This is a genomic window from Streptomyces sp. CLV115, from assembly GCF_038448545.1.
In the GTDB taxonomy this organism is placed as follows: domain Bacteria; phylum Actinomycetota; class Actinomycetes; order Streptomycetales; family Streptomycetaceae; genus Streptomyces; species Streptomyces sanglieri.
On sequence record NZ_JBCEWQ010000141.1, the window covers coordinates 1 to 22,768 of the forward strand.

At 70.6% G+C, this 22,768-nt stretch carries 20 protein-coding genes and 2 tRNA genes; 4 read left to right on the forward strand and 18 right to left on the reverse strand.

The genetic code is table 11. The features are described 5' to 3' along the window. Positions 1–218: 218 nt before the first annotated feature. Entirely contained in the window at positions 219–1,205 is a 987-nt protein-coding gene (gene holA / locus AADR41_RS33060) for a DNA polymerase III subunit delta (protein WP_342285420.1), read from the reverse strand. 104 nt (positions 1,206–1,309) lie between these two features. Here holA and AADR41_RS33065 point away from each other — a divergent pair, with 104 nt between their 5' ends. Continuing rightward, entirely contained in the window at positions 1,310–1,555 is a 246-nt protein-coding gene (locus AADR41_RS33065) for a hypothetical protein (RefSeq protein WP_199883160.1), read from the forward strand. Positions 1,556–1,570: 15 nt separating this feature from the next. On the opposite strand, the gene AADR41_RS33070 is transcribed toward AADR41_RS33065, so the two are convergent. The 3 genes from AADR41_RS33070 to AADR41_RS43005 form a co-directional block, all read right to left on the reverse strand. Then, positions 1,571–2,455 (reverse strand): YceI family protein, encoded by an 885-nt coding sequence (locus tag AADR41_RS33070; RefSeq protein WP_342285421.1) that lies wholly within the window; start codon positions 2,453–2,455, stop codon positions 1,571–1,573. A 497-nt stretch (positions 2,456–2,952) separates the two neighbouring features. Next, positions 2,953–5,691, reverse strand: coding sequence for a ComEC/Rec2 family competence protein (locus AADR41_RS33075; RefSeq protein WP_342285422.1), 2,739 nt, complete (start codon positions 5,689–5,691; stop codon positions 2,953–2,955). Continuing rightward, positions 5,688–6,431 carry a helix-hairpin-helix domain-containing protein gene (locus AADR41_RS43005; RefSeq protein ID WP_446751148.1) on the reverse strand — a complete coding sequence of 248 codons (744 nt, stop codon included), beginning with the start codon at positions 6,429–6,431 and terminating at the stop codon, positions 5,688–5,690. The genes AADR41_RS33075 and AADR41_RS43005 overlap by 4 nt, the downstream gene beginning before the upstream one ends. A 1-nt stretch (position 6,432) precedes the next feature. Here AADR41_RS43005 and AADR41_RS43010 point away from each other — a divergent pair, with 1 nt between their 5' ends. Next, positions 6,433–6,570 carry a hypothetical protein gene (locus AADR41_RS43010; RefSeq protein ID WP_446751149.1) on the forward strand — a complete coding sequence of 46 codons (138 nt, stop codon included), beginning with the start codon at positions 6,433–6,435 and terminating at the stop codon, positions 6,568–6,570. A gap of 668 nt (positions 6,571–7,238) precedes the next feature. Here AADR41_RS43010 and AADR41_RS33085 read toward each other — a convergent pair. From AADR41_RS33085 to AADR41_RS33110, 6 genes are all read right to left on the reverse strand, one after another. Then, positions 7,239–8,084: a DegV family protein gene (locus tag AADR41_RS33085; RefSeq protein WP_342285425.1), complete on the reverse strand. Its 846-nt coding sequence runs from the start codon at positions 8,082–8,084 to the stop codon at positions 7,239–7,241. A gap of 108 nt (positions 8,085–8,192) precedes the next feature. Then, positions 8,193–8,987 carry a hypothetical protein gene (locus AADR41_RS33090; RefSeq protein ID WP_342285426.1) on the reverse strand — a complete coding sequence of 265 codons (795 nt, stop codon included), beginning with the start codon at positions 8,985–8,987 and terminating at the stop codon, positions 8,193–8,195. Positions 8,988–9,150: 163 nt separating this feature from the next. Further along, positions 9,151–12,024 carry a leucine--tRNA ligase gene (leuS, locus tag AADR41_RS33095; protein WP_342285428.1) on the reverse strand — a complete coding sequence of 958 codons (2,874 nt, stop codon included), beginning with the start codon at positions 12,022–12,024 and terminating at the stop codon, positions 9,151–9,153. 452 nt (positions 12,025–12,476) lie between these two features. Then, positions 12,477–12,549 (reverse strand) — tRNA-Ala (locus AADR41_RS33100). Between the two features lie 138 nt (positions 12,550–12,687). Continuing rightward, the gene (locus AADR41_RS33105) at positions 12,688–12,921 is read right to left on the reverse strand and encodes a hypothetical protein (protein ID WP_015608461.1); all 234 of its coding nucleotides are present in this window, start codon (positions 12,919–12,921) and stop codon (positions 12,688–12,690) included. A 212-nt stretch (positions 12,922–13,133) separates the two neighbouring features. Continuing rightward, complete coding sequence (locus AADR41_RS33110) at positions 13,134–14,585, reverse strand: MFS transporter (RefSeq protein WP_342285434.1); 1,452 nt, start codon at positions 14,583–14,585, stop codon at positions 13,134–13,136. Positions 14,586–14,687: 102 nt separating this feature from the next. Here AADR41_RS33110 and AADR41_RS33115 point away from each other — a divergent pair, with 102 nt between their 5' ends. After that, on the forward strand, positions 14,688–15,599 hold the full coding sequence (locus AADR41_RS33115; RefSeq protein WP_446751150.1) for a helix-turn-helix transcriptional regulator: 912 nt from the start codon (positions 14,688–14,690) through the stop codon (positions 15,597–15,599). A 93-nt stretch (positions 15,600–15,692) separates the two neighbouring features. On the opposite strand, the gene AADR41_RS33120 is transcribed toward AADR41_RS33115, so the two are convergent. From AADR41_RS33120 to AADR41_RS33150, 7 genes are all read right to left on the reverse strand, one after another. Next, positions 15,693–15,765, reverse strand: a tRNA-Ala gene (locus AADR41_RS33120). A gap of 106 nt (positions 15,766–15,871) precedes the next feature. Next, a complete protein-coding gene (locus tag AADR41_RS33125) occupies positions 15,872–16,525 on the reverse strand; it encodes a histidine phosphatase family protein (RefSeq protein ID WP_342285446.1) in 654 nt (217 codons plus the stop codon). Beyond that, positions 16,522–16,953, reverse strand: a complete 432-nt coding sequence (gene rsfS / locus AADR41_RS33130; protein ID WP_342285435.1) for a ribosome silencing factor — start codon at positions 16,951–16,953, stop codon at positions 16,522–16,524. The genes AADR41_RS33125 and rsfS overlap by 4 nt, the downstream gene beginning before the upstream one ends. Positions 16,954–17,067: 114 nt before the next feature. Beyond that, positions 17,068–18,846 (reverse strand): LCP family protein, encoded by a 1,779-nt coding sequence (locus AADR41_RS33135; RefSeq protein ID WP_342285436.1) that lies wholly within the window; start codon positions 18,844–18,846, stop codon positions 17,068–17,070. A 19-nt stretch (positions 18,847–18,865) separates the two neighbouring features. After that, the gene (gene nadD, locus AADR41_RS33140; RefSeq protein WP_124717753.1) at positions 18,866–19,483 is read right to left on the reverse strand and encodes a nicotinate-nucleotide adenylyltransferase; all 618 of its coding nucleotides are present in this window, start codon (positions 19,481–19,483) and stop codon (positions 18,866–18,868) included. Between the two features lie 38 nt (positions 19,484–19,521). Further along, positions 19,522–19,686 (reverse strand): hypothetical protein, encoded by a 165-nt coding sequence (locus AADR41_RS33145; protein ID WP_164495212.1) that lies wholly within the window; start codon positions 19,684–19,686, stop codon positions 19,522–19,524. Between the two features lie 84 nt (positions 19,687–19,770). After that, on the reverse strand, positions 19,771–19,923 hold the full coding sequence (locus AADR41_RS33150) for a hypothetical protein (protein ID WP_326765550.1): 153 nt from the start codon (positions 19,921–19,923) through the stop codon (positions 19,771–19,773). A 111-nt stretch (positions 19,924–20,034) separates the two neighbouring features. Between AADR41_RS33150 and AADR41_RS33155 the strand changes: the two genes are divergently transcribed. Then, positions 20,035–21,177, forward strand: a complete 1,143-nt coding sequence (locus AADR41_RS33155) for a M48 family metallopeptidase (RefSeq protein ID WP_342285439.1) — start codon at positions 20,035–20,037, stop codon at positions 21,175–21,177. Here the strand turns inward: AADR41_RS33155 and AADR41_RS33160 are convergent. After that, entirely contained in the window at positions 21,089–22,231 is a 1,143-nt protein-coding gene (locus tag AADR41_RS33160) for an SCO2583 family membrane protein (RefSeq protein WP_342285441.1), read from the reverse strand. The genes AADR41_RS33155 and AADR41_RS33160 overlap by 89 nt on opposite strands. Positions 22,232–22,768: the final 537 nt, after the last annotated feature.

Sequence of the window (22,768 nt, forward strand, 5' to 3'; positions counted from 1 at the left end):
GGGCGGGTCAGGGCTCAGGGGCAGGGCGGGGCGCCGTTCAGCGACGCGGCGGGTCGGCGTGCAGGGACGAGCGGGGCAGCGTTCAACGACGAGGCGACTCAGCGCTCAAGAACGAGCAGGACGGCGCTCAGCGACGAGGCGACTCAGCGCTCAAGGACAAGCAGGACGGCGCTCAGCGACGAGGCGGGCACCGGCCGCCCTGTCGTCCCGACCCGGGCTCACCGTCCCGACCGCGCCGCCCGTGCCACCGCGACCACGGCCTTCTCCAGGGCGTACTCCGGGTCGTCGCCACCGCCCTTGACGCCCGCGTCCGCCTCCGCGACCGCCCGCAGTGCGACGGCCACCCCGTCCGGCGTCCAGCCACGCATCTGCTGCCGCACCCGGTCGATCTTCCACGGCGGCATGCCCAGCTCACGGGCGAGATCGGCGGGCCGGCCGCCACGGGCCGAGGACAGCTTGCCGATCGCCCGTACGCCCTGCGCCAGCGCACTCGTGATCAGCACCGGCGCCACCCCGGTCGACAGCGACCAGCGCAACGCCTCCAGCGCCTCCGCCGCCCGGCCCTCCACCGCACGGTCGGCGACCGTGAAGCTCGACGCCTCGGCCCGGCCCGTGTAGTAACGGGCGACCACCGCCTCGTCGATGGTGCCCTCGACATCCGCGACGAGCTGCGAGGCCGCGCTCGCCAGCTCCCGCAGATCGCTGCCGATGGAGTCGACCAGCGCCTGGCACGCCTCTGGCGTCGCCGAACGCCCCAGCGCCCGGAACTCGGACCGGACGAATGAGAGCCGCTCGGCCGGTTTGGTGGTCTTCGGGCAGGCGACTTCCCGCGCACCCGCCTTGCGCGCCGCGTCCAGCAGGCCCTTGCCCTTGGCGCCGCCCGCGTGCAGGAGGACGAGGGTGATCTCCTCGACCGGGTCGCCGAGATACGCCTTGACGTCCTTGACCGTGTCGGCGGAGAGGTCCTGCGCATTGCGCACGATCACCACTTTGCGCTCGGCGAACAGCGACGGACTCGTCAGCTCGGCAAGGGTGCCGGGCTGGAGCTGGTCGGAGGTGAGGTCGCGGACATCCGTGTCGGGGTCGGAGGCCCGGGCGGCCGCCACCACCTGCTGCACGGCGCGGTCGAGGAGCAGGTCCTCCTGGCCCACGGCGAGCGTGAGGGGGGCGAGCGGGTCGTCGGTGGAATTCCTTCTGGTGGCCATCGCCGTCCAGCATCCCATGCACCACCGACAGCCCCCGATGACGTCCCCGGCCGCCCTGTCCACCGGGCCGGGGCCGGGACGCCGCGGTGCGGGAGAATGGGCCGGTGAGTGATGTGAGACATGTGCTGGTGCTGCCCGACCGCGATGCCGCGGAGGAGGTGGCCGGGGAGCTCGCCGACCGGTTCGGGGTCGCCGAGGAGCCCCAGCTCGTACGCGACGCGCTGGCCGGCGAGGACGACGCCGAGGACGCCCAGTGGCTGGTGGTCGTGGAGGACCCGTCCGGGCGGCTGGACTCGTCGGCGCTGGATGCCTTCGCCGCGGAGTACGAGGGGTGGCTCGAAGCGCCCTGACGGGGCGCCCGCGGCTCAGGTCTTGGGGACGATCTGGATGTCCAGGTCGATCGAGATGCTGGAGCCCACGGCCGCGATGCCGCGGGCGAGCATGGTCTGCCAGGTGAGGGTGAAGTCCTCACGGTGCAATTCCGTGGTGGCCCGGCAGGCTGCCCGGGTCTCGCCCTCAAGGCCGTTGCCCAGGCCGAGGTACTGGGTGTCCAGGGTGACTGTGCGACTGACGCCGTGCAGGGTGAGCGCACCGGTCACGCCCCAGCGGGTGCCGCCCCGGTGGACGAAGCGCTCGCTGTAGAACTCCATCGTCGGATAGCGCCCGACGTCGAGGAAGTCGCTGGAGCGCAGGTGGTTGTCCCGCATCTGGACATTCGTGTCGATCGACGCGGCGTCGATGATCACGTGCATGGCCGAGTCCTCCATGCGGTCGGCGATCCGCACGGCCCCCGCGAAGTTGTTGAACCGGCCGTGGATGCGCGCCAGACCGATGTGCCGGGCCGTGAAACCGATCTGCGAGTGCATCGGCTCGACCTCCCACTCCCCCGGCGCGGGGAGCTGCGGAGGCGCGGACAGCTGCAGGGTCACATCGCCCAGGCTCGCGTGACCGCCCTCGCCGACCGTGGCCGACGCGTGGAACGGGGTGAAGCCCTCGGCCGTGACGGCGAGCCGGTACTCACCGGCCGGGACGGTGGCGAGGACGTTGCCGAACGGGTCGGTCTCACCGCCGAAGACCTTGCGGCCCGCGCTGTCCGTGACCACGAACTCGGCCAGCGGCACGACCTCGTTGACCGGGTCGAGCACCCGGCAACTGAGCAGTCCGGCAGTGCGCGGCATCTCCAGCCCGGCCAGGGCGTTGCCCTGCGCCGATCCCGCCGCTCGCCTGCCGTTCAGCCAACGACCGAACATGTTCCACCTTCCCCCGGGGGACGATTCACCTTGGGGCCCGGCGGCTGGACGTCTCTGTCGGAGCAGCGGCCCACCGACGAGCATGCATTCGATCACCATTGTGCCGTTCGAGGCAAACAGCGCAGCTCGGAATGGCTTGAAGTGGCTTGGGTGGAGGTGTTACCGAAGGTCCGAATTGGTATCACCGGCGCCGCCGGGAACGGTGGCCATGAGGCCGGCGAATCCGTGCGGTCGGAGAACTGGCAGAGCAGCGCTGTCGTAGAGCTGGCGGAGCCGCGCGGTCGTGGGGCCAACGGAGCCGCACTGTCGTAGAACCGGTGGAGCCGCGCGGCTGCGGGAACCGACGGAACCGCGCTGTCGTGGGACCGCCGGAGCCGCGCTGCCGTAGGGCCGCCGGAGCCGCGCGGTTGTGGGACCGACGGAGCCGCGCTGCCGTAGAACCGGTGGAGCCGCGCGGTTGTGGGACCGCCGGAGCCGCGCGGTTGTGGGGTTGATCGTCACGACCGGCCCACCGCCCGCAGCCCCGGCCCGGCACCCGTCACGGCGATCGCGCCATCGGTGTCCGTACGCAGCACCACGGCGCCGCCCGCCCTGAGCGCATCGACGGTACGCGGCGCCGGATGGCCGTACGGGTTGTGCCTTCCCACGCTCACCAGGGCGAGCCTCGGGTGCGTGCTGCGCAGCAGCGCCGGGTCCTGATGGGCGGAGCCGTGATGCGCGACCTTGAGCACATCCACCCTCGGCAGCGCGGGATATCTGCGCAGCACCCCCTGCTGGGCCTGCGGTTCGAGGTCCCCCAGCAGCAACAAGGTCAGCCCTCCGGCCCGGACGTACAGGGTGACGCTGGCGTCGTTCGGCTCCAGCGGTACGGGACCGGCACCCGGGCCCGCCGGTATTCCGCCGGGCCCCGTGGCGCTCGCCGACCAGAGGACCCGCCAGTCGAGCGCCCCGATCCGGCGGTGCTCCCCCAGGACGGCCCGGACCAGGGGGACGTGTGATTCGGCCGCCGTCCTCCGTACGAACGCGGCCTGGTCCGGCGGTTCGTCCAGGCTCGTCGTCTCGATCGCACCCACCGCCCTGCCCCGCAACACCCCTGGCAGGCCCCGCACATGGTCGGCGTGAAAGTGCGTGAGGACCAGGAACGGCACCTCGGTGATGCCGAGATCACCAAGGCACCGGTCGACGAGTGAAGGATCGGGGCCGGCATCGACGACCACCCCCGCACCGTCCCCCGCCGCCAGCACCAGGGCGTCCCCCTGCCCCACATCGCACATCGCGAACGCCCAGCCCGGCGGCGGCCATCCGGTCAGTATCCGGGTGAGCGGCGCCGGACGCAGCACCGCGAGAACCAGCAGCAGCGCGGCAGCCGAACAGGCCCAGGGGCGGAGCAGTATCCGGCGGGCGAGGAGCACCGCCAGGGCGGTCAGCGCGGTGAGCAGCACCGCGCCCTTCCCGCCGTCGGGCCAGTCGATCTCCGCCCCGGGCATGGCCGCCCCGGTGCGGGCCACCGAAGCGATCCAACCGGCAGGCCACCCCGCGAGCCGAGCGAGCAACTCCGCCACCGGCATGGCCACCGGCGCCAGGGCGAGCGCGGCGAACCCGAGGATCGTGGCCGGCGGCACCGCCGTCTCGGCCAGCAGATTGCACGGGATCGCCACCAGGCTTACCCGCGAGGCGAGCAGCACGACCACCGGCGCGCACACCACCTGCGCGGCGGCCGCCGCGGCCAGCGCCTCGGCGAGTCTGGCCGGAACTCCGCGCCGTTGCAGCGCATCGCTCCACTTCGGGGCGATGGTCAGCAGGGCGCCGGTGGCCAGCACGGAGAGGATGAATCCGTACCTGCGCGCCATCCACGGGTCGTAGAGAATCAGCAACAGAACTGCGGCCGCCAGCGCCGGGATCAGTGATCTCCGGCGCCCCGTACCAATGGCCAGCAGGGTGATCAGCCCGCACGCCGCCGCACGCAGAACGCTCGGTTCGGGTCGGCAGACGATGACGAAGGCCAGCGTGAGCCCGCCGCCGAGCAGCGCCGTGAGCCGCAGCGAAATGCCCAACCGGGGTGCCAGCCCGCGACGTTCGGCGCGCAGCGCCATGCCTGGCGGTCCGATGAGGAGGACGAGCAGGATCGCCAGGTTGGAGCCGGAGACGGCCATCAGGTGGGTGAGATCGGCGGCCTTGAACGCCTCCTGCAGCTCGGGGGTGATCCGTGAGGTGTCGCCGACCACCAGGCCCGGCAGCAGGGCCCTTGCGTCGGGATCGAGCCGCTCGGTCGCCTGTCGCAGCCCGCCGCGCAGCGTGCCTGCCGTGCGCTGGAGGACGGAGGGAGGCCCGATGACGCGAGGCGGTCCCTTGCCCACGGGGCGCAGGACGGCGGCACTGCGCTCTCCGTCATGCATTGGCGGTGACAGCCGGCCGCCGACACGCAGGTGTGTGGAGGGGAGCAACTGCTGCCACGGTCCCATCGATCCGCCGGGCGAGACGATCAGCAGCACTGGTGTACTCAGCCCGGTGACCGCACCGTCGGGACCGGTCAGCCGGGTGATCTCGGCATCCATGAGGAGGGCGACGGGTGTGCTGTGGTCGCCCCGCACCCGGGGCGTGGTCCGCCGGGCATCGGACGTCACCGTGAGCTCCGCCTCGACCGTCGCGAACCGCTCTGCCAGCTCGTGGACCGGCCCCTGCCGTACATCCGCGCTGTGCAATCCGGCCGCCGCTGCCCCGGCCGCCGCACAGAGCAACGCCGCAGCGGTGGCGATAGCCGTGGCCCGCGACCACCACCGCCGTCGCCGCCCGTCTGCCGCAGCCCTGTCCGCAGTGTCGGCGCCCGCCTCCCCGTCCTCGTCCGCATCAACATGGGCATGGGCATCGGCGTTCGCACCGGCACCGGCACCGGAATCGGCTCCGGAATCGGCTCCGGCGTCGGCGTCGGCGTCGGCATCGGCATCGGCATCGGCATCGGCATCAGAGGAAGGCCTGTCTGGTGGGGCACCGGCTGCCTCTCTGCGCAGCACACGGGTTCCGGACGCCCCCGACATGGCCAGGAGCACCATGGCCGCACCCACGCAGAGGATCACACCCACCGTCGTCCACCACCCTGGCGCACTCAGCGCCAGTGCCGCTCCGGCCCAGGCCGCCATGGCAGGCGGGACCAGTCGAAGATCGGCCGGACCCTCCTGCCGCGGTTCGGAGGCGCCGAGTCGACCGCCGGACGCCGCATGGACGTCCAGGTGGCTCATGGCCCCACCAATGGCCGGAGGTCGGCGAACCTGCGGTCACCGATCCCGTTGACCTCACGCAGTTCATCGACGGAGCGGAAGCCGCCGTGCTGTGTGCGGTAGTCGACGATGTGCTGGGCCAGAACCGGGCCGACACCCGGCAGTGTGTCCAACTGTTCGACGGTCGCGGTGTTGAGGCTGACCGGACCGGTCGCAGCGCTCCCGCCGCTGCCCGTCGCGATGCCGGCCGCCCCACCGGCAGTTGAAGATCCTGGCGGGGTGCCCACCACGATCTGCTCCCCATCCATGAGCACCCGCGCCCGGTTGAGTCCGGTGAGGTCTGCTCCGTCCCGGACTCCGCCCGCCGCGCGTAACGCATCGGCGACCCTTGCTCCGGAAGGCAGTTGACGGATACCAGGGCTTCGCACCTTTCCGCTCACGTCGACGACAATGTGTCCGCCCGGCCCCGCCCCGGGTGGCGGCCCCGGCGACGGCTCCGGCCCCCCGGCACCGTCCGCCGTCAGGGGCGACGTCCGGGCGGGCGCGGCCTCCTCGACCGGCTCGGGCGCACGCACGGACTGTGGGCGTGCGGACCAGAAGTGCACTGCGGCAAAAACTCCGGCCGCGACCAGCACAACGGCCAACGCGGCAAGAGTCTTCGGCTCCAGACCACATCTGAGCTGCAACCACACCGGAAGCCGCTCCCGCAACGCGGGAACCACCCTCTGCCGCCACCGCCCCACCTCTTCGGAATCCGGCACGGTGGCCGAAACCGAAACCGAGGACGACAACGAGGACGAGGACGAGGACGAGGGCGAGGGCGAGGGCGACGGGCCCCTCGCAGAAATGGAAGCACCAGCCGCAGCCCCAACCGGACTTGGGCTCGGGCTCGGGCCGTGACCTGGGCGTGGATCTGGGCTTGGGCGCGTGACCGGAGAGGAAACCGGAGACGAGGCCGGCGCCGAGACCGAAGTCGGGGCAATCCCCAGCACAGGCCGCGCGACCCGCCCTCCGTACGCCCCCGTCATCAGCGCGTCCGCCCGGCGTCGCGACGCCGCAGCCACCGTGTCCGCTGCACGGCGCGACGACCGTCGCCGACCGGGCCCGAGGCCCGAGCCCGGTCCGACGCCGACACCTGGTCCGGTGCCGGGGCCGCTACGGACACGACCGTCCGAGGCCGGGGACCGACCGGGGCCACTGCCGCTTCCGCTGGTTGCACGATGTGATCGGGGTGCCATGCCTCACGACGGTAGGCACATCCACCCGAATCCGCTGAGCAGGTCTAATTCCGGTGGACAACCGACCAGTTGTGGATATCTCGACCACTCATCGGAGTGACGCCCAAAGCACCCGGAGCACGCAGAGCACACCGAGCACGCAGAGCACCCAAGGCACACAGAGCACACGAGGCACGCACGACGCTCAGACCACTCGGAACACGCAGGACGTCACCAGGCCCGACCGATCCCGCGCCCAGCCGCCTACCCGCCCACCGACCGACCTCCCGGCTGCCGAGCCGCCCGCCCGACCTCCCGGCTGCCCAGCCGCTCGCCTCGCCGGCCGGCCGATCAGCGCGGTGAGACGACTGCCCCCAGCAGACCGGGGCCGGTGTGCGCACCGATCACCGCGCCCACCTCGCTCACATGCAGGTCGACCAGCCCCGGCACCCGCTCACGCAGTCGCTCGGCGAGCCGCTCCGCCCGCTCGGGGGCCGCGAGGTGGTGCACGGCGATGTCCACACGGCCGCTGCCCGCCCGTTCCGCGACGATCTCCTCCAGGCGCGCGATCGCCTTCGAGGCCGTCCGTACCTTCTCCAGCAGTTCGATGCGGCCGCCGTCGAGCTGGAGCAGCGGCTTCACCGCGAGAGCCGATCCCAGCAGCGCCTGTGCGGCACCGATGCGGCCACCGCGCCGCAGGTAGTCCAGCGTGTCGACGTAGAAGTACGCCGAGGTGCCCGCGGCCCGCTTCTCCGCGGCCGCGACCGCCTCGTCCAGGCTCCCGCCCGCCTCCGCCGTCTCCGCGGATGCCAGGGCGCAGAATCCGAGGGCCATGGCGACCATCCCGGTGTCCACTACACGGACCGGAACCAGCGCCTCCTTCGCCGCGAGCAGGGCTGCGTCGTACGTGCCCGAGATCTCGGCCGAGAGATGCAGCGAGACGATGCCGGTGGCCCCCGCCTCGGCCGCCGCCCGGTACGCGGTGGCGAACACCTCGGGACTCGGCCGGGACGTGGTGACGGGGCGACGCTTCTGGAGCGCCACCGCAAGGGAACGGGCCGAGATCTCGGTACCGTCCTCCAGAGCCTGATCTCCGAGGACGACGGTCAGCGGCACCGCGGTGATGCCGTGCCGCTCCATCGTCTCGGGCGGCAGGTAGGCCGTGGAATCGGTGACGATCGCGACATGGCGGGACATGAGCGGGAGGTTACCTGGCGAGTCCGTGTCCTGGCAGTCCGACCCCGACCGAATGATCTCTCCTGATCTCATCGGACCGCATCCGGTCACCGCCGGTCATCGAACGTGTCAGTTCGTCGTCTCGGGCCGGGGCGCCTTCTGCCATGGATATCCGGTCTGCCGTCGCGGATCGGGGGCCGTGATCGCCCGCGCCGCGCCGTCGGCCGGTCCACTCCCCTGCCCCGGCTGCCGGCCCTGCCCCGGTCGCGGTTCCTGCCCCCGCGTCTGCCCCGGCCGCTGCTCCTGCTCCGGTCCCCGGTCCGGCCCGCTCGCGTCGCCCTGCGGCCCGCCGCCCCGCCCCTGGCCCGGTGCGTCCGGCTCCACCGTCCAGTGCCGGAGCGCCCCCGCCTCCACGTCGATCTGTGCGTTCAGCGCGTCCAGCGAGTCGTCGGAGAACTGCCGTGCCCGGTCACGCGCGGCCCACCGCAGCGAATCCGCGGAATGGGTGATCCGCTCCGTACGCTGCTTCAGGCTCGGCAGCAGCGAGGCGACGGTCGCCCGGTCGGGCTCGCGCTCCAGCTTCTTCAGATCCTCGTCCAGCTCCCGGCCGTGCACACTCAGCCGCTGGAAAAGGCCCAGTGCCTCCGAGAGCGAGGCGTCCTCGGCGGCTCCGGCCTGCAACGCCTCCTGCGTGGCCCGCATGGATGTCCGCAGTGCCAGCCGCAGCTGTGCCAGCTCTCCGCCCACGCCCGTCTGCCCATAGCTCTTCGCCCGCAGCGTGGTCTCCTCGACGGTGCGGCGCGCCTGGGCCACCGTCCGGTCCACGCCGCGCTTCGCCGCGCCGATGGCTTTGACGCCCACGTACACGCCCAGGGCCACGAACGCGAAGAAGAGCAACCCCAGAATCAGGATCACGGAGTCCATGAGCGCCTCTCGGATGTCGTCTCGGCCGCCGGTACCGGCCCCTCCACCGTAAACGGAAAGGGCAGGTCGAGGGTTCCACCGGAACCCTCAACCTGCCCGTAGGGGAACACCCCCACACCGTCGCGCCCGGCGCGGTCAGCGCCTCACGCGGTACGCCACGCCATCATGCCGGGACGATGTTGACCAGCTTCGGTGCCCGGACGATCACCTTGCGGATGCCCGCACCGTCCAGCGCCGCCACCACGGCCGGGTCGGCCAGCGCCAGCGCCTCCAGCTCCTCGTCCGTGATCGACGGGGAGATCTCCAGGCGCGCCTTGACCTTGCCCTTGACCTGCACGACACAGGTCACGGTCTCGTCCACGACGTACGCCGGATCGGCGACCGGGAAGTCCTGGTGCACGACCGACCCGGTGTGGCCCAGCCGGCGCCACAGCTCCTCGGCGATGTGCGGTGCCAGCGGCGCGACCAGCAGCACCAGCGGCTCGGCGACGGACCGGGACAGCGGCCCGCCCGCCTTGGTCAGGTGGTTGTTCAGCTCGGTGACCTTGGCGATCGCCGTGTTGAAACGCATCCCGGCCATGTCCTGGCCGACCCCGTCGACGGCCTTGTGCAGCGCACGCAGCGTCTCCTCGCCCGGCTCCGTGTCGACGACGGTGACCTCACCGGTCTCCTCGTCGACGACATTGCGCCACAGCCGCTGCAGCAGCCGGTACTGGCCGACGACGGCGCGCGTGTCCCACGGCCGCGACACGTCCAGCGGGCCCATCGCCATCTCGTACAGGCGCAGCGTGTCCGCACCGTACTCGGTGCAGATCTCGTCGGGCGTGACGGCGTTCTTCAGGGACTTGCCCATCTTGCCCAGGACGCGGCTGACCTTCTCGCCCTGGTGGTAGAACTGTCCGTCGCGCTCCTCGACCTCGGCCGCCGGGACCGCGATGCCGCGGCTGTCCCGGTAGACGAACGCCTGGATCATGCCCTGGTTGTACAGCTTGTGGAACGGCTCGGCGGACGAGATGTGCCCCAGGTCGTGCAGGACCTTGGACCAGAAACGGGCGTACAGCAGGTGCAGTACGGCGTGCTCGGCACCGCCGACGTACAGGTCGACGCCGCCGGTCGGCTGCCCCTCGCGCGGGCCCATCCAGTACTGCTCGATCGCCGGGTCGACCAGCTTCTGGTCGTTGTTCGGGTCCAGATAGCGCAGCTCGTACCAGCAGGATCCCGCCCAGTTGGGCATGGTGTTGGTCTCACGGCGGTACTTCTTGGGACCGTTGCCGTCGCCCAGGTCCAGGGTGACGTTGACCCAGTCGGCGTTCCGGGACAGCGGCGTCTCGGGCCGGGTGTCGGCGTCCTCCGGGTCGAAGGTGCGCGGCGAGTAGTCGTCGACCTCCGGCAGCTCCAGGGGCAGCATCGACTCGGGCAGCGGGTGGGCGATGCCGTCCTCGTCGTAGACGATCGGGAAGGGCTCGCCCCAGTAGCGCTGGCGGCTGAACAGCCAGTCACGCAGCCGGAAGTTGACGGTGCCCTCGCCGACCCCGTGCGTCGTCAGCCATTCGGTGATCCGTGCCTTGGCGTCGACGACGCCCAGGCCGTCCAGCGAGATCTCGTCGTTGGCGGAGTTGACCAGCTTCGCGTCGTACGAGGCGAAGGCGTCCTCCCACGTCGAGGGGTCCGTGCCACGGTCGTCCGACGGCTCGACGACACAGCGCATCGGCAGCTCGAAGGCGCGCGCGAAGGCGAAGTCGCGCGCGTCGTGCGCCGGTACGGCCATGATCGCGCCGGTGCCGTAGCCCATCAGTACGTAGTCGGCGATGAAGACGGGTACCTTCTCGCCGCTGACCGGGTTGGTCGCGTACGCGCCGGTGAAGACGCCGGTCTTGTCCTTGGCCTCGGCCTGCCGCTCCACGTCGGACTTGGCGGCGGCCAGCTTGCGGTACGCGGCGACGGCCTCGGCCGGGGACGCGTATCCGCCGGTCCACACCGCGTGGGTGCCCTCGGGCCAGGCGGCCGGAATGATCCGTTCGACCAGCTCGTGCTCGGGTGCCAGCACCATGTAGGTGGCACCGAACAGGGTGTCCTGGCGGGTGGTGAAGACGGTGATGCTGTCGGAGCCGTCGACCCGGAAGTCGACGCGCGCGCCTTCGGAGCGCCCGATCCAGTTGCGCTGCTGCAGCTTGATCGCCTCGGGCCAGTCCAGCCCGTCCAGGTCGTTCAGCAGCCGGTCGGCGTAGGCGGTGATGCGCATGTTCCACTGGCGCAGCTTGGCCTTGAAGACGGGGAAGTTGCCGCGCTCGGAGCGACCGTCGGCCGTCACCTCTTCGTTGGCCAGGACGGTGCCCAGGCCGGGCGACCAGTTGACGGGCGCGTCGGAGGCGTACGCCAGGCGGTACCCGCCCAGGACGTCCGCGCGCTCGACGGCGCTCAGCGCGCTCCAGTCACGGCCGTCCGGGGTGGGGCGCGCACCGCTCTCGAACTGCTCGACCAGCTCGGCGATCGGGCGGGCGCGGTCGGCCTCGGCGTCGTACCAGGAGTTGAAGATCTGCAGGAAGATCCACTGGGTCCACTTGTAGTACTCCGACTCGATCGTGGCGAACGAGCGGCGCTTGTCGTGACCCAGGCCCAGCCGGCGCAGCTGGGCGGTCATGTTCTCGATGTTGGCCTCGGTGGAGACCCGCGGGTGCGTGCCGGTCTGTACCGCGTACTGCTCCGCGGGCAGGCCGAAGGCGTCGAAGCCCAGGGTGTGCAGCACGTTGTGCCCGGTCATGCGCTGGTGGCGGGCGAAGACATCGGTGGCGATGTAGCCCAGCGGGTGACCGACGTGCAGGCCCGCACCCGAGGGGTACGGGAACATGTCCATGATGAACTTCTTCGGCCTGGCGGCCAGCTCGGGATCGCCGGCCAGGTCGCCGGTCGGATTCGGCGCCTCGTACGTGCCCTCGGCGTCCCAGAAGTCCTGCCAGCGTGCCTCGATGTCGGCGGCCATCGCTGCCGTGTAGCGGTGCGGCGCAGCCGTCTCGGCTGCGGAAGTCGTCTCGCTCATGATCCTCAAAGCTCCATCGATCGTCATCTGCCGGCGCCCATCTCTACGGACACGCGTCTACGGAAACGAAAAATCCCCTCGCACAGGAGGGGACGCCGCGCTGATTCCGACCAGGCGTTCTCACCGGTCGGGACTGATCAGCGCGGCTCGCTAAGCAGAAGGCGTACGGCACGCATGGCGTCAGGGTACCGCACGGCCCCGGAGCCGGGCCGGGCGCGACCGAACCATGGACAGGGCACGGGAGCCGCCGCACGACGGAACTCCGGCTTTCCGGCATCGGCATACGACGGACAGACGGGCGGTACAAGCGATGCAAGCAGACGGGCAGACGGGCAGACGGGCAGACGGGCAGACGGGCAGACGGGCAGACGGGCAGACGGGCAGACGGGCAAGCGAACAGACGAGAGAAGCGGGCCACCCTGTGTGGGTGACCCGCTTCTCGTTCTTCACTGTGGAGCTAAGGAGAATTGAACTCCTGACCTCCTGCATGCCATGCAGGCGCTCTACCAACTGAGCTATAGCCCCGTGCTGTGTTCCGCCTGGTTTCCCTGGCGACATCGAGAACATTACCGGTGACCCCACCGGTCCACCAAATCGATTCCTGGCCGTATCGATTTGACCCGTTCTGCACCACCTGGGCCGAGGCCGGTGGAGCCGGAGGAGTCAGGCCGTGGCGAAGGAGTAGAAGCGTTTGAGCGTGCAATGCTCCTCCAACAGCCGACCGTAGATCGGCTCCCCCTCCAGCTCCCGATAGGTCTCGATCGGGTCGCCCTTTATGATCAGCGCCCGCGCACACTCCTCGCACCAGTACTGGTACTCCGGATTGATCGGGTCCATGTCCCTGACGATGGGCGTACCGCTGCCGCACCAGTCACATTTCCGCCTGTGTGCACCCATGGGTCAGCTCCGGCTTTGGCCGCGGGCGGTGCACATGACGAACGTCCCGCCGTTCTCGGGGGCTGCACGGAATCCGGGGACAAGGAGCAGGTCCGGGACCTCGTGGCGGCTCGCAGGCATCGCGCTCCCTCCCGTTCGGTCCGTCGCCCCCTCCGGCGCTCCGATTCTGCCATGAGCCCGCAAGAGGGGCAGCCCGCCGGAGAACCGGCCACTCACCGACGCCGTACGAGACCCGCCGCCGCACCCGCCACAGCGGCTGCGGCGAGCGCGAGTGCACACACCCACAACGCCTGCCCCGACCCCTGGACCCCTTGTGCGTCAAGGCGATTGAGATAGAGCGTGCCGAACGCGGCGACCCCGGTCAGCTGTCCGAGCTGGGTGACCGTCACCAGTACGCCGCTCGCGTCGGCCGCGTCCTTGGGACGCACGTCCGCCAGCGCCCTGGTAAGGGTGGGGCTGAAGCCGAGCGCCAGGCCGGCACCCATCGCCGCGAAGGCCGCATACAGCACGGGCCCGCCGTCGCCGCCCCCACACATCAGGAGTCCGACGGCCACGGAGGCGACGGCCGCGAGTACGAACCCGCCGGGCACCAGGGCGCTTTGGAGTCCGGCGGGCCATCGCCGCCAGGTCAGTCCGGCCACGCCGAACACCAGCGCCGTCGGTGCGAACATCAGCCCCGCCCGCAGCGGTGAACAGCCCAGACCTCCCTGAACGTGCAGCGTCATGGCGAAGAGGAAGCCGCCGTTGATCGCCATCACCAGGAGAATGCGCAGCGCCGCCCGGGCGATACCGGGAACGCGCAGCACCCCGGGGGCGATCAGGGGCGCACCACCGCGCGCTGCCAGCCGCGACTCGTACGCCGCGAAGACGGTGAAGAGCCCCACGGAGACGGCCATGCAGAACCGGGACCAGAGCGGCCAGTCCAGCTCCTGCCCGAGCACCAGGGGGACGGTGAGCAGCGTGACGGCGGCGGCGAGCAGGACCAGCCCCGGCAGATCGAGGCCGCGGGCCCGGGCCCGAACCCTGCCGGGCGCGGTGCGCGGCTCGCGCGGCAGCACACGGTGGCCGAGCACCAGCAGAACGAGCCCGATGGGCACGTTGACCAGGAAGACCGGCCGCCAGCCCGCACCGAAGAGATCGGCGCTGACCAGTACCCCGCCGAGCACCTGCCCGGCGGCCGCCCCGGTGGCGAGCACCGCGCTGTAGGCGCCGAGCGCCCTGGTCCGTGCCTCGCCGGTGAAGTGGCGCTGGATGAGGCTGAGCACCTGCGGAATCATCACCGCCGCGGCCGCGCCCTGCACCAGCCGGAAGGCGATCAGCTGCCCGGTTCCCGCAGCGAGTCCGCAGGCCAGCGAGGCCGCGGTGAAGACGCCGAGCCCGATCAGATGGGCCCGGCCGTGTCCGAGCAGGTCGCCGAGCCTGGCGCCGGTGATGAGCAGCACCGCGTACGTGATGGTGTAGCCGGCCACGACGAGCTGCAACCCGGCGCCGGAGGCGTGGAGTTCGCTGCGGATCGTCGGGGCGGCGACGTTGACGATGAAGATGTCGAGCAGCGCCATGAACTGGGCGGCGAGCACCAGGGCGAGCACTCTCCCGGAGCGGTTGTCAGTGGCGGGGTCTTTACTGGTTGCGGAACGTGGAGTTGCCTCGGATGCCGTCGTCATGACATCGAGCCTGGCCCCGGCCGAATACGGGTAACGAGAGCCCGCTGATGCTGGTACCGACAGCACCTGGCAACTCCCTGACAGGTCACCGAACATGGGGGTGTGGCAACGGTGACGACACATCAGGCGGCGGACCGGACTGCGGACCGGGCGGGCGGACGGACGGCGCCCAGGACGAGCCCCCACCGGCGGCGCCCGGAGCTCGCGGCGTTTCTGCGCAATCGCCGGGCGCGGGTGACACCCGCCGATGTGGGCATGGCCCCCGGGTTGCGCCGCCGCACCCCCGGCCTGCGTCGCGAGGAGGTCGCGCAGCTCTCCGGCGTCGGCGTCACCTGGTACACCTGGCTGGAGCAGGGACGTCCCATCAACGCGTCACCGCAGGTGCTGGACGCCGTGGCGCGCACCCTCCGGCTGGACGCGCCGGAGCGCGAACACCTCTACCACCTGGCGGAGGTGGCCTGCGTGCCCGGCAGGCAGTCCGACGTCCTTGAGGTGGGGCCGGAGATCCAGGGCATCATCGACGCGCTCGATCCCCATCCCGCCGTGGTCTACAACACGCGATACGACATCCTGGCCACCAACCCCGCCTATCGCGATCTGTTCGCCGTCCCGGAGATCGTGGGAACGGGGATACGCAACGTGCTGTGGACGCTGTTCACGGCGTCCGAGGACGCCTGTCCCGTGGTTCACCGGGCGCAGGAGCTGCCGATCATGGTGGCCACGCTGCGGGGCGCGTACGGGCGCCACGCGGGCGAGCCCGCGTGGGAGTCGTTCGTCGAACGGCTCTCGGCCGCCAGTCCGTACTTCGCCGAGCTGTGGCGCAGTGGGAACGTCGCCCCGCCCGGACCTCGGGTGAAGACCTTCCGGCACTGGGCACTGCCCGGGGAGATCCGGATGACCTCGGTGTCGTTGTCCGTCAATGGGCTGCCGGAGTGCCGGATCGTGGCGTACACCCCGGCCGACGAGGACAGCGGCGAACGCATCGCCGCGTTGCGGCGGCGCCGGGCGAAGTGAGGGGCCACAAGGAACCGCAGGAAGGCCGCAGCGAAGCTTCAGTGGCAGAGAACGCAAAGGATCCCGCCCCCTGACGGGACGGGATCCTGATTGTGGAGCTAAGGAGAATTGAACTCCTGACCTCCTGCATGCCATGCAGGCGCTCTACCAACTGAGCTATAGCCCCGCTGTTCGCTGTGTTTCTCTGCGTTTCCGCCCCGCGAACAAGAAGAACTTTAGCCTGTGACCTGCCGGAAAGTGAAATCCGGCCGCCGGGGACTGCGGGGCAGCCCTCAGGTGTCGTCGCCGAGCACCGGCTCGGGCAGCGTGCCGGCGTTGTGCTCCAGCAGGCGCCACCCGCGCGCACCCTCGCCCAGCACCGACCAGCAGCAGTTGGAGAGCCCGCCGAGACCTTCCCAGTGGTGCGCCTCCAGGCCCAGCAGCCGGCCGATGGTGGTGCGGATGGTGCCGCCGTGGCTGACCACGACCAGCGTGCCGTTCTCGGGCAGCTTGTCGGCGTGTCCGAGGACGACCGGGGCGGCCCGGTCGGCGACCTCGGTCTCCAGTTCACCGCCGCCGCGGCGCACGGGCTCGCCGCGCTTCCAGGCGGCGTACTGCTCGCCGTACTGCCCGACGATCTCCTCGTGGGTGAGGCCCTGCCAGGCACCCGCGTAGGTCTCGCGCAGCCCCGCGTCGTGTGCGACTTCGAGGCCGGTGATCGCGGCGAGCTGGGCGGCGGTGGCCGCCGCCCGCTGCAGATCGGAGGCGACGATCGCGTCCGGCTTCAGCGAGGCCAGCAGCCGGGCGGCCCGCTGGGCCTGCCCGACTCCGGCGTCGGTGAGCGCGATGTCCGTGGACCCCTGGAACCTGCGCTCCAGGTTCCAGGCCGTCTGGCCGTGACGCCAGAGGACGATCCTGCGGCCCCTGCCGCTTCCGCCGCTGTTCAGCTCTGCTCACCTTCCGTGCCGCCGGTGAGCCGGGCGTGCTCCTCGGCCTTCCCACGGGTCTTGACGGCGTCCTCGGGAAGCGCGATCTCGGGGCAGTCCTTCCAGAGGCGCTCCAGCGCGTAGAAGACCCGCTCCTCGCTGTGCTGGACGTGGATGACGATGTCGACGTAGTCGAGGAGGATCCAGCGGGCGTCGCGGTCGCCCTCGCGGCGTACCGGCTTGGCGCCGAGCTCCTTCTGGAGCCGCTCCTCGATCTCGTCGACGATCGACTTGACCTGGCGGTCGTTGGGGGCCGAGGCCAGCAGGAAGGCGTCCGTGATCGACAGCACGTCGCTGACGTCGTACGCAATGATGTCGTGCGCGAGCCGGTCGGCGGCCGCCTGAGCGGCGGCGTTGATGAGCTCGATGGAGCGGTCCGTGGCGGTCACAAGCAGGCTTTCGTCGGCGGTCAGGTCAACCTCTAGGGTCTCACGGACCGCCGACAGCCCACGCAGCGATTGTTCGCGGATCGGATCGGCATCGTCCCAGCGGCCGGATGCCGCCTATTTGATCTTGTAGTCCTGGCCGAGCACGACGGACACATCCGCGTTCGCGGCGGGCTTGCCCTGCTTCACCGCGTTCACCGGCAGGCCCAGGGTCTTGGCGACCTGTGTCGCCTTCCCCTTGTCCGTCGCGGCCTTGTAGACGACCTCGGACGTCGTCACCGGGTCGGCCGTTCCGCCGCCGACGAAGGTGTAGCCGCCGTTGATCAGCCTGATCCGCGCGGACTCCGTGCCGTCCGTGTTCCCGGTGCCGTTCCTGACACCGACCCGGACCGCCGCGTCGGCGGCCGGAGCCTTGACCGTGCCTCCCAGGATGTCCTTGACGACGCTCTCGGTGGCCGCGTCGGTGAGCGATCCGTCGTCCTGGACGGGCAGCAGTGCCGTCTTGTAGTCGCCGACCTTGGCGTGCTCGGCGAGCTTCGCCAGGGAGGCCGCCAGGTCCTTCTCGGGGAGCGACGGGTCGAGGATCTGCCCCAGCGTCTGCACGGTGACCGTGGCGGCCTTCGGGTCGTCCGAGAGCTTCCGCAGAACGCCCCGCATGACCTCCCCGAACCGCGTGAGCTGCTTCGCCTCGGCCTCGCCCGGCCCCCGGTACGTGGCGTACGCGACGGCCATCTGCCCGCTCAGGGTCTGCGCCTCGCCCTTCTTCACCAGGGGGGCGGCACCCTTCTTCGCGTCCGGCACCTCGGTGTCGGTGTCGACCTCGATACTGCCGACCAGGTCGACCAGGGTCTCCAGGTACGGGGTGTCGAGCCGCCACGTACCGCTGATGTCGGTGCCGAGCAGGGTGTCGATGGACTCGCGGGTGCCGGTGGCGCCGTCGTCGTCGACGGACTTGCCGAGGGTGGTCGTGGCGCCGCCGTCGTCGGCGACCGCCAGCGAGTTGGGGAGCAGGACCGTGGCGCCCTGCTTGGTCGTCACATTGTCGACGAGCAGCGCCGTGGAGGTGCCGCCCTTCTTGGTGTTGTGCAGATGGACCACGATGACGTCCCGCTTCTGCGGGCCCGTCGATGCCGTGTTGTCCTTTTCCGAGCCGGACAGGCCCGGGAGCTTTCCGGCGGACCAGAGGTAGCCGACACCGCCGACCACGATCAGGGCCACCACGACTATCAGCGCGACCATGCGGTTGCGGCCGCGACGCCGTGCCTCCTCGCGTCGCTCGCTGCGGCTCTCGGTGAACTTCAGCCAGTCGATGACGTCTTCGGAGTCCTCGTCGGGCTCCTCGATGAAGGAGAACTGCTCGGTGCGGTAGTCGCGGTCGGCGCGGCGCTGCCCGGGGACGGCGGCGTCCGGCTCGTCGCCGGCGCCCGGCTCGGGGTCGGGCTCCGGCGGGGTCGGGGCGGCAGGTGCGGCAGGTGCGGGCTGAGGGGCCGCCTGTTGCGGGATGTTCCACTGCTGGGTGGTGTCGACCGCGGCAGGCTGCAGGCCGGTGTCGTAGCCGTAACCGTCATAGCCGCCGTACGCCTGCTGTTGCGGGTGCTCCGGCTGGTGCGGGTGCTGCTGTTGGGGCGGCTGCGGCTGCTGGGAGGCGTACGGGTCGTACGGCTGCTGCTGAACGTGCTGCTGTGACTGCTGAGGCTGCTGCTGCGGCTGGGCGTACGGGTCGTATCCGTACCCCTGGTCGGCCTGTGGCGACTGCTGCTGCTGGGAGGCGTACGGGTCGTACGGCTGCTGCTGGACCTGCTGCGGCTGCTGGTACACCGGCTGGCCGTACTCGTCGTAGCCGATGATCTGCGGCTGCTGGTAGTACGGGTCGTACGCGTTCTGTCGGTCGTTCACCGGTGCCCCTCTGCGTCGCTCATTCGCCGCGGTACAGCTGGCGCTTGTCGATGTAGCGGACCACACCGTCCGGCACCAGGTACCAGACCGGATCCCCCTGCGCGACCCTCTCACGGCAGTCGGTGGACGAGATAGCGAGCGCGGGAACCTCCACGAGGGAGACCCCGCCCTCCGGCAGTCCGGCGTCCGTGAGCACATGGCCCGGCCGCGTCACGCCGATGAAGTGGGAGAGCGAGAACAGCTCGTCCGCGTCCCGCCAGGTGAGGATCTGGGAGAGCGCGTCGGCACCGGTGATGAAGAAGAGGTCCGCGTCGCCGTGGATCGCACGCAGGTCCCGCAGCGTGTCGATGGTGTACGTGGGACCGCTGCGGTCGATGTCGCTCCGGCTGACCGAGAACTGCGGGTTGGACGCCGTCGCGATGACCGTCATCAGATAACGGTCCTCGGCCGGGGAGACGTGCTTGTGGCTCTTCTGCCACGGCTGCCCGGTCGGTACGAAGATCACCTCGTCGAGGTGGAACTGGGCGGCCACTTCGCTGGCCGCCACCAGGTGTCCATGATGAATCGGGTCAAACGTCCCGCCCATCACGCCGAGTCGGCGTTTTCCGCGGCCGGTAGGCACTTCCTGCTCTCCCATGCGTGCAGAGCCTACTGGCACAGCTGTTCGCCTTCGCTTCAGCGGTCGCGGTTGAAGCGGGTGGTGATCCACAGCAGGAGCAGCAGCGCGATGAACGCACCGCCGCCGGTCACGTACGGGCTGAGGCTTTCGTGGTTGCCACCGTGCTCGCCGCCCTCGGAGGCGAGAGTGACCAGCTGGTGTGCGGTGCTCGTGAGGCTCATCTTCGGCAGGACCTATCGATCGGGAGTCGGAAGGAAGACGTCGCGCACATCGTATGCGTGCCCCCCGGGCACGCTCACGCCGACTCAGTCGTTGTTGTCGTCGTTGCGGTATCCGCGGAGCAGGAACCAGCCGAGCAGCACGGCTCCGACGAGCGAGGCGAGCAGCACGATACGGAGCGTATTGCCTGGCCCCTGGTCCCCGGATGCGGCGGCGAGCAGAGCAACGGTGTGCGGCATGTCGGGCGTCTCCTCAGTTGTCCACAGCCCCCCGCACACCGTAGCCCCAGCACCTACGCTGGGATTTGTCAGGGGGGCGAGCGAAATCTCGTACGAACAGGGGGCCCATTCATGACCGAACACAGCCACGAGAGCCACGAGAACGTGCCGAGCAGGCAGCGCAGGCGCTTCGCAGGGATCTCGTCCCGGGCCTACGAACACCCGGCGGACCGCTCGGCGCTGGTGGCCCTGCGCAAGTTGAGCGGTTTCGACACCGTGTTCAAGACGCTGAGCGGCCTGCTGCCCGAGCGCAGTCTGCGACTGCTCTTCCTCTCCGACTCCGTCCGGGTGAGCGACGCGCAGTTCGCCCACCTCAACGACATGCTTCGCGATTCCTGTTACATCCTGGACCTGGAGAAGGTCCCGCCGATGTACGTCACCCAGGACCCTCAGCCCAATGCCATGTGCATCGGCCTCGACGAGCCGATCATCGTGGTGACGACGGGGCTGGTGGAGCTGCTCGACGAGGAGGAGATGCGGGCCGTCGTCGGCCACGAGGTGGGGCACGCGCTCTCCGGCCACGCGGTGTACCGCACGATTCTTCTCTTCCTCACCAATATCGCGTTGAAGGTCGCCTGGATCCCGCTCGGCAATGTCGCGATCATGGCGATCGTGACGGCGCTGCGCGAGTGGTTCCGCAAGTCCGAGCTGTCGGCCGACCGGGCCGGACTGCTCGTCGGCCAGGATCTGCGGGCCTCGATGCGTGGTCTGATGAAGATCGCGGGCGGCAACCACCTGCACGAGATGAACGTGGACGCCTTCCTCGCGCAGGCCGACGAGTACGAGAAGGGCGGCGATCTGCGGGACTCGGTGCTCAAGATCCTCAACCTGCTGCCCCGCTCGCACCCGTTCACCACGGTGCGCGCGGCCGAGTTGAAGAAGTGGTCCGAGACCCGTGACTACCAGCGGATCATGGACGGTCACTACCCGCGGCGCGACGAGGACAAGGACACCTCGGTGACCGACTCCTTCCGGGAATCCGCGGCCCACTACGCGGACACGGTGCGCACCAGCAAGGATCCGCTGATGAAGCTGGTGGGCGACATAGCGGGCGGCGCCGGGGACCTGGGCGGCAAGCTCCGCGACAAGTTCACCGGCCAGGGCGGATCGGCGGGCAGGGGCGGCGCTAAGGACGGCTCGACGGACTCTGCGGGGTCCGAGGAGCCCCGGAATCCTGATGGGCCGGGGACCGGGTCGGAGCCTGCGGGGAGCTGACCGCCAGGGTTCCGCACAACGCCGCCGTGGGCCGGTCCGTCGCATACGGGTCGGTGCCCGCGGGGCCGCGGGAGACGGCGTGCTGCCCGGCGAGCAGCGGGCGCAGCGCACCGGTGGTGTCGGCCGGGCACGACTGCGGTCCGGCCTGGACGTAGCTGCTGCGCAGCTCCAGCCGGTGCAGCCGCAGGTCCTCCCGGTCGAAGCGGAAGTGCAGCTCGCGCCGTACGGTGAAGAGCGAGGCGCCGTCCGCCGGCTGGGGCCCGGGGACGGCCGGACGGAGCGTGTAGGTGAAGGTGTGGTCCGACACCACCTCCAGCGTGTCGGAGCCCTCCTCGGTGTAGCTCAGAGTTCCGCGGACCCGGATGTCCGGGGAGGCCAGGGCCACCTTCGCCGGATCGAACCGCACCAGCCACCCGGTGGCGGCGTGCTGCCCGTCGTCCTGCGGCCTGCTCATGCTGCGCTCGAACTGGGCCGTCTGATCCGGGTCGAGGAGCATCTCCACCGGGCGGGCCGCGGTGCCGTTGAGCACGTCGGAGTCGAGCGAGGAGGCCACCAGATAGTCCTTGACGGTGGTCAGGGCCGTCGCCACCTGGCTGTCGGAGAAGTTGTCGGTCCGCCTGACCGCCGGCAGATTGATGCCGTCGGCACCTGTTCCGAAGTGGGCGGCGGGGCTCTTGGCGAGGAGGGCGGCAGCGGTGCCGCCCGGTACGGCGCCCTGTGGTGCCAGGGGCACGACGGTCGATCTCAGCGGTTCGGCCCGTCTGCCGAGGGGGGCCTCGTAGGGGTGGCGGAGGCCCATGTACACGGCCGTTCCGAAGGCCAGGGCGATCAGCAGGACCAGGGTGACGGCGGCCCGGGGGCCGGTGCGCAGGCGTCGGGCCGGCAGGCTGCGCACGGCGGGGGCGTGGTCCTCCATACGCTCCTGGGCGGAGAATTCCTGCAACCGGGCAGCGCGCACGAACGACTCGTCGAAGACGAGCGATCTGTACTCGTCCTCACCGCCGCCCGTCGGACCCTCGGGCGGACCTTCTGGGGGTTCTCCGCGGTCTGCCATGACTTCTCCCGACTCCACGTCGCCGGCCGGGGCCGGAACGCTTCGCTCTGCTTCGGCCGAACGGCTTCGGACAGGGCCTGCCCGTCATGAGTTCGTATGACGTCGCACGACTGCGCATGTACGGACGAGTGAGAAGCCCCCTCAATGAGAGGGGTCACACCTTCAGGGTAGGTCGATTGCGACCGCGATAAACGCCGAGCCGTGAGCGGACCACGGGAGAAACAGGAGAATCGGCCGGAGCTCCGCCGGGGCCCCGCGGGCACACCGTGTCGGCACGTGCCTCGGCCCGTGGGTGCCTCGGCCCGCACCCCGCCTGCAGGGCCGCCCCGCCCGGGGACCTTCACCGCCTGCAGTTCCTCGGTCCGTACGCTCCTGGTCCGTACGCTCCTGGTCCGTACGCTCCTGGTCCGTACGCTCCCGGTCCGTGCGATCTCGGTCCGTGCAATCCGGTCCGTACGCTCCTCGGTCGGAGCGTTCCTCAGTCCGTGTGGGGGATCGCGGACACGGTGGGGCGCAGATAGCCCGTGGGGGCCGGTG

What these genes read in the sequence shown, in the direction of transcription:
- holA (WP_342285420.1), bottom strand. Translation starts at nt 1,205, where the DNA reads ATGGCCACCAGAAGGAATTCCACCGACGACCCGCTCGCCCCCCTCACG.
- AADR41_RS33070 (WP_342285421.1), bottom strand. Translation starts at nt 2,455, where the DNA reads ATGTTCGGTCGTTGGCTGAACGGCAGGCGAGCGGCGGGATCGGCGCAG.
- AADR41_RS33075 (WP_342285422.1), bottom strand. Translation starts at nt 5,691, where the DNA reads ATGAGCCACCTGGACGTCCATGCGGCGTCCGGCGGTCGACTCGGCGCC.
- AADR41_RS33085 (WP_342285425.1), bottom strand. Translation starts at nt 8,084, where the DNA reads ATGTCCCGCCATGTCGCGATCGTCACCGATTCCACGGCCTACCTGCCG.
- AADR41_RS33090 (WP_342285426.1), bottom strand. Translation starts at nt 8,987, where the DNA reads ATGGACTCCGTGATCCTGATTCTGGGGTTGCTCTTCTTCGCGTTCGTG.
- leuS (WP_342285428.1), bottom strand. Translation starts at nt 12,024, where the DNA reads ATGAGCGAGACGACTTCCGCAGCCGAGACGGCTGCGCCGCACCGCTAC.
- AADR41_RS33105 (WP_015608461.1), bottom strand. Translation starts at nt 12,921, where the DNA reads ATGGGTGCACACAGGCGGAAATGTGACTGGTGCGGCAGCGGTACGCCC.
- AADR41_RS33110 (WP_342285434.1), bottom strand. Translation starts at nt 14,585, where the DNA reads ATGACGACGGCATCCGAGGCAACTCCACGTTCCGCAACCAGTAAAGAC.
- nadD (WP_124717753.1), bottom strand. Translation starts at nt 19,483, where the DNA reads ATGGGAGAGCAGGAAGTGCCTACCGGCCGCGGAAAACGCCGACTCGGC.
- AADR41_RS33145 (WP_164495212.1), bottom strand. Translation starts at nt 19,686, where the DNA reads ATGAGCCTCACGAGCACCGCACACCAGCTGGTCACTCTCGCCTCCGAG.
- AADR41_RS33150 (WP_326765550.1), bottom strand. Translation starts at nt 19,923, where the DNA reads ATGCCGCACACCGTTGCTCTGCTCGCCGCCGCATCCGGGGACCAGGGG.
- AADR41_RS33155 (WP_342285439.1), top strand. Translation starts at nt 20,035, where the DNA reads ATGACCGAACACAGCCACGAGAGCCACGAGAACGTGCCGAGCAGGCAG.
- AADR41_RS33160 (WP_342285441.1), bottom strand. Translation starts at nt 22,231, where the DNA reads ATGGCAGACCGCGGAGAACCCCCAGAAGGTCCGCCCGAGGGTCCGACG.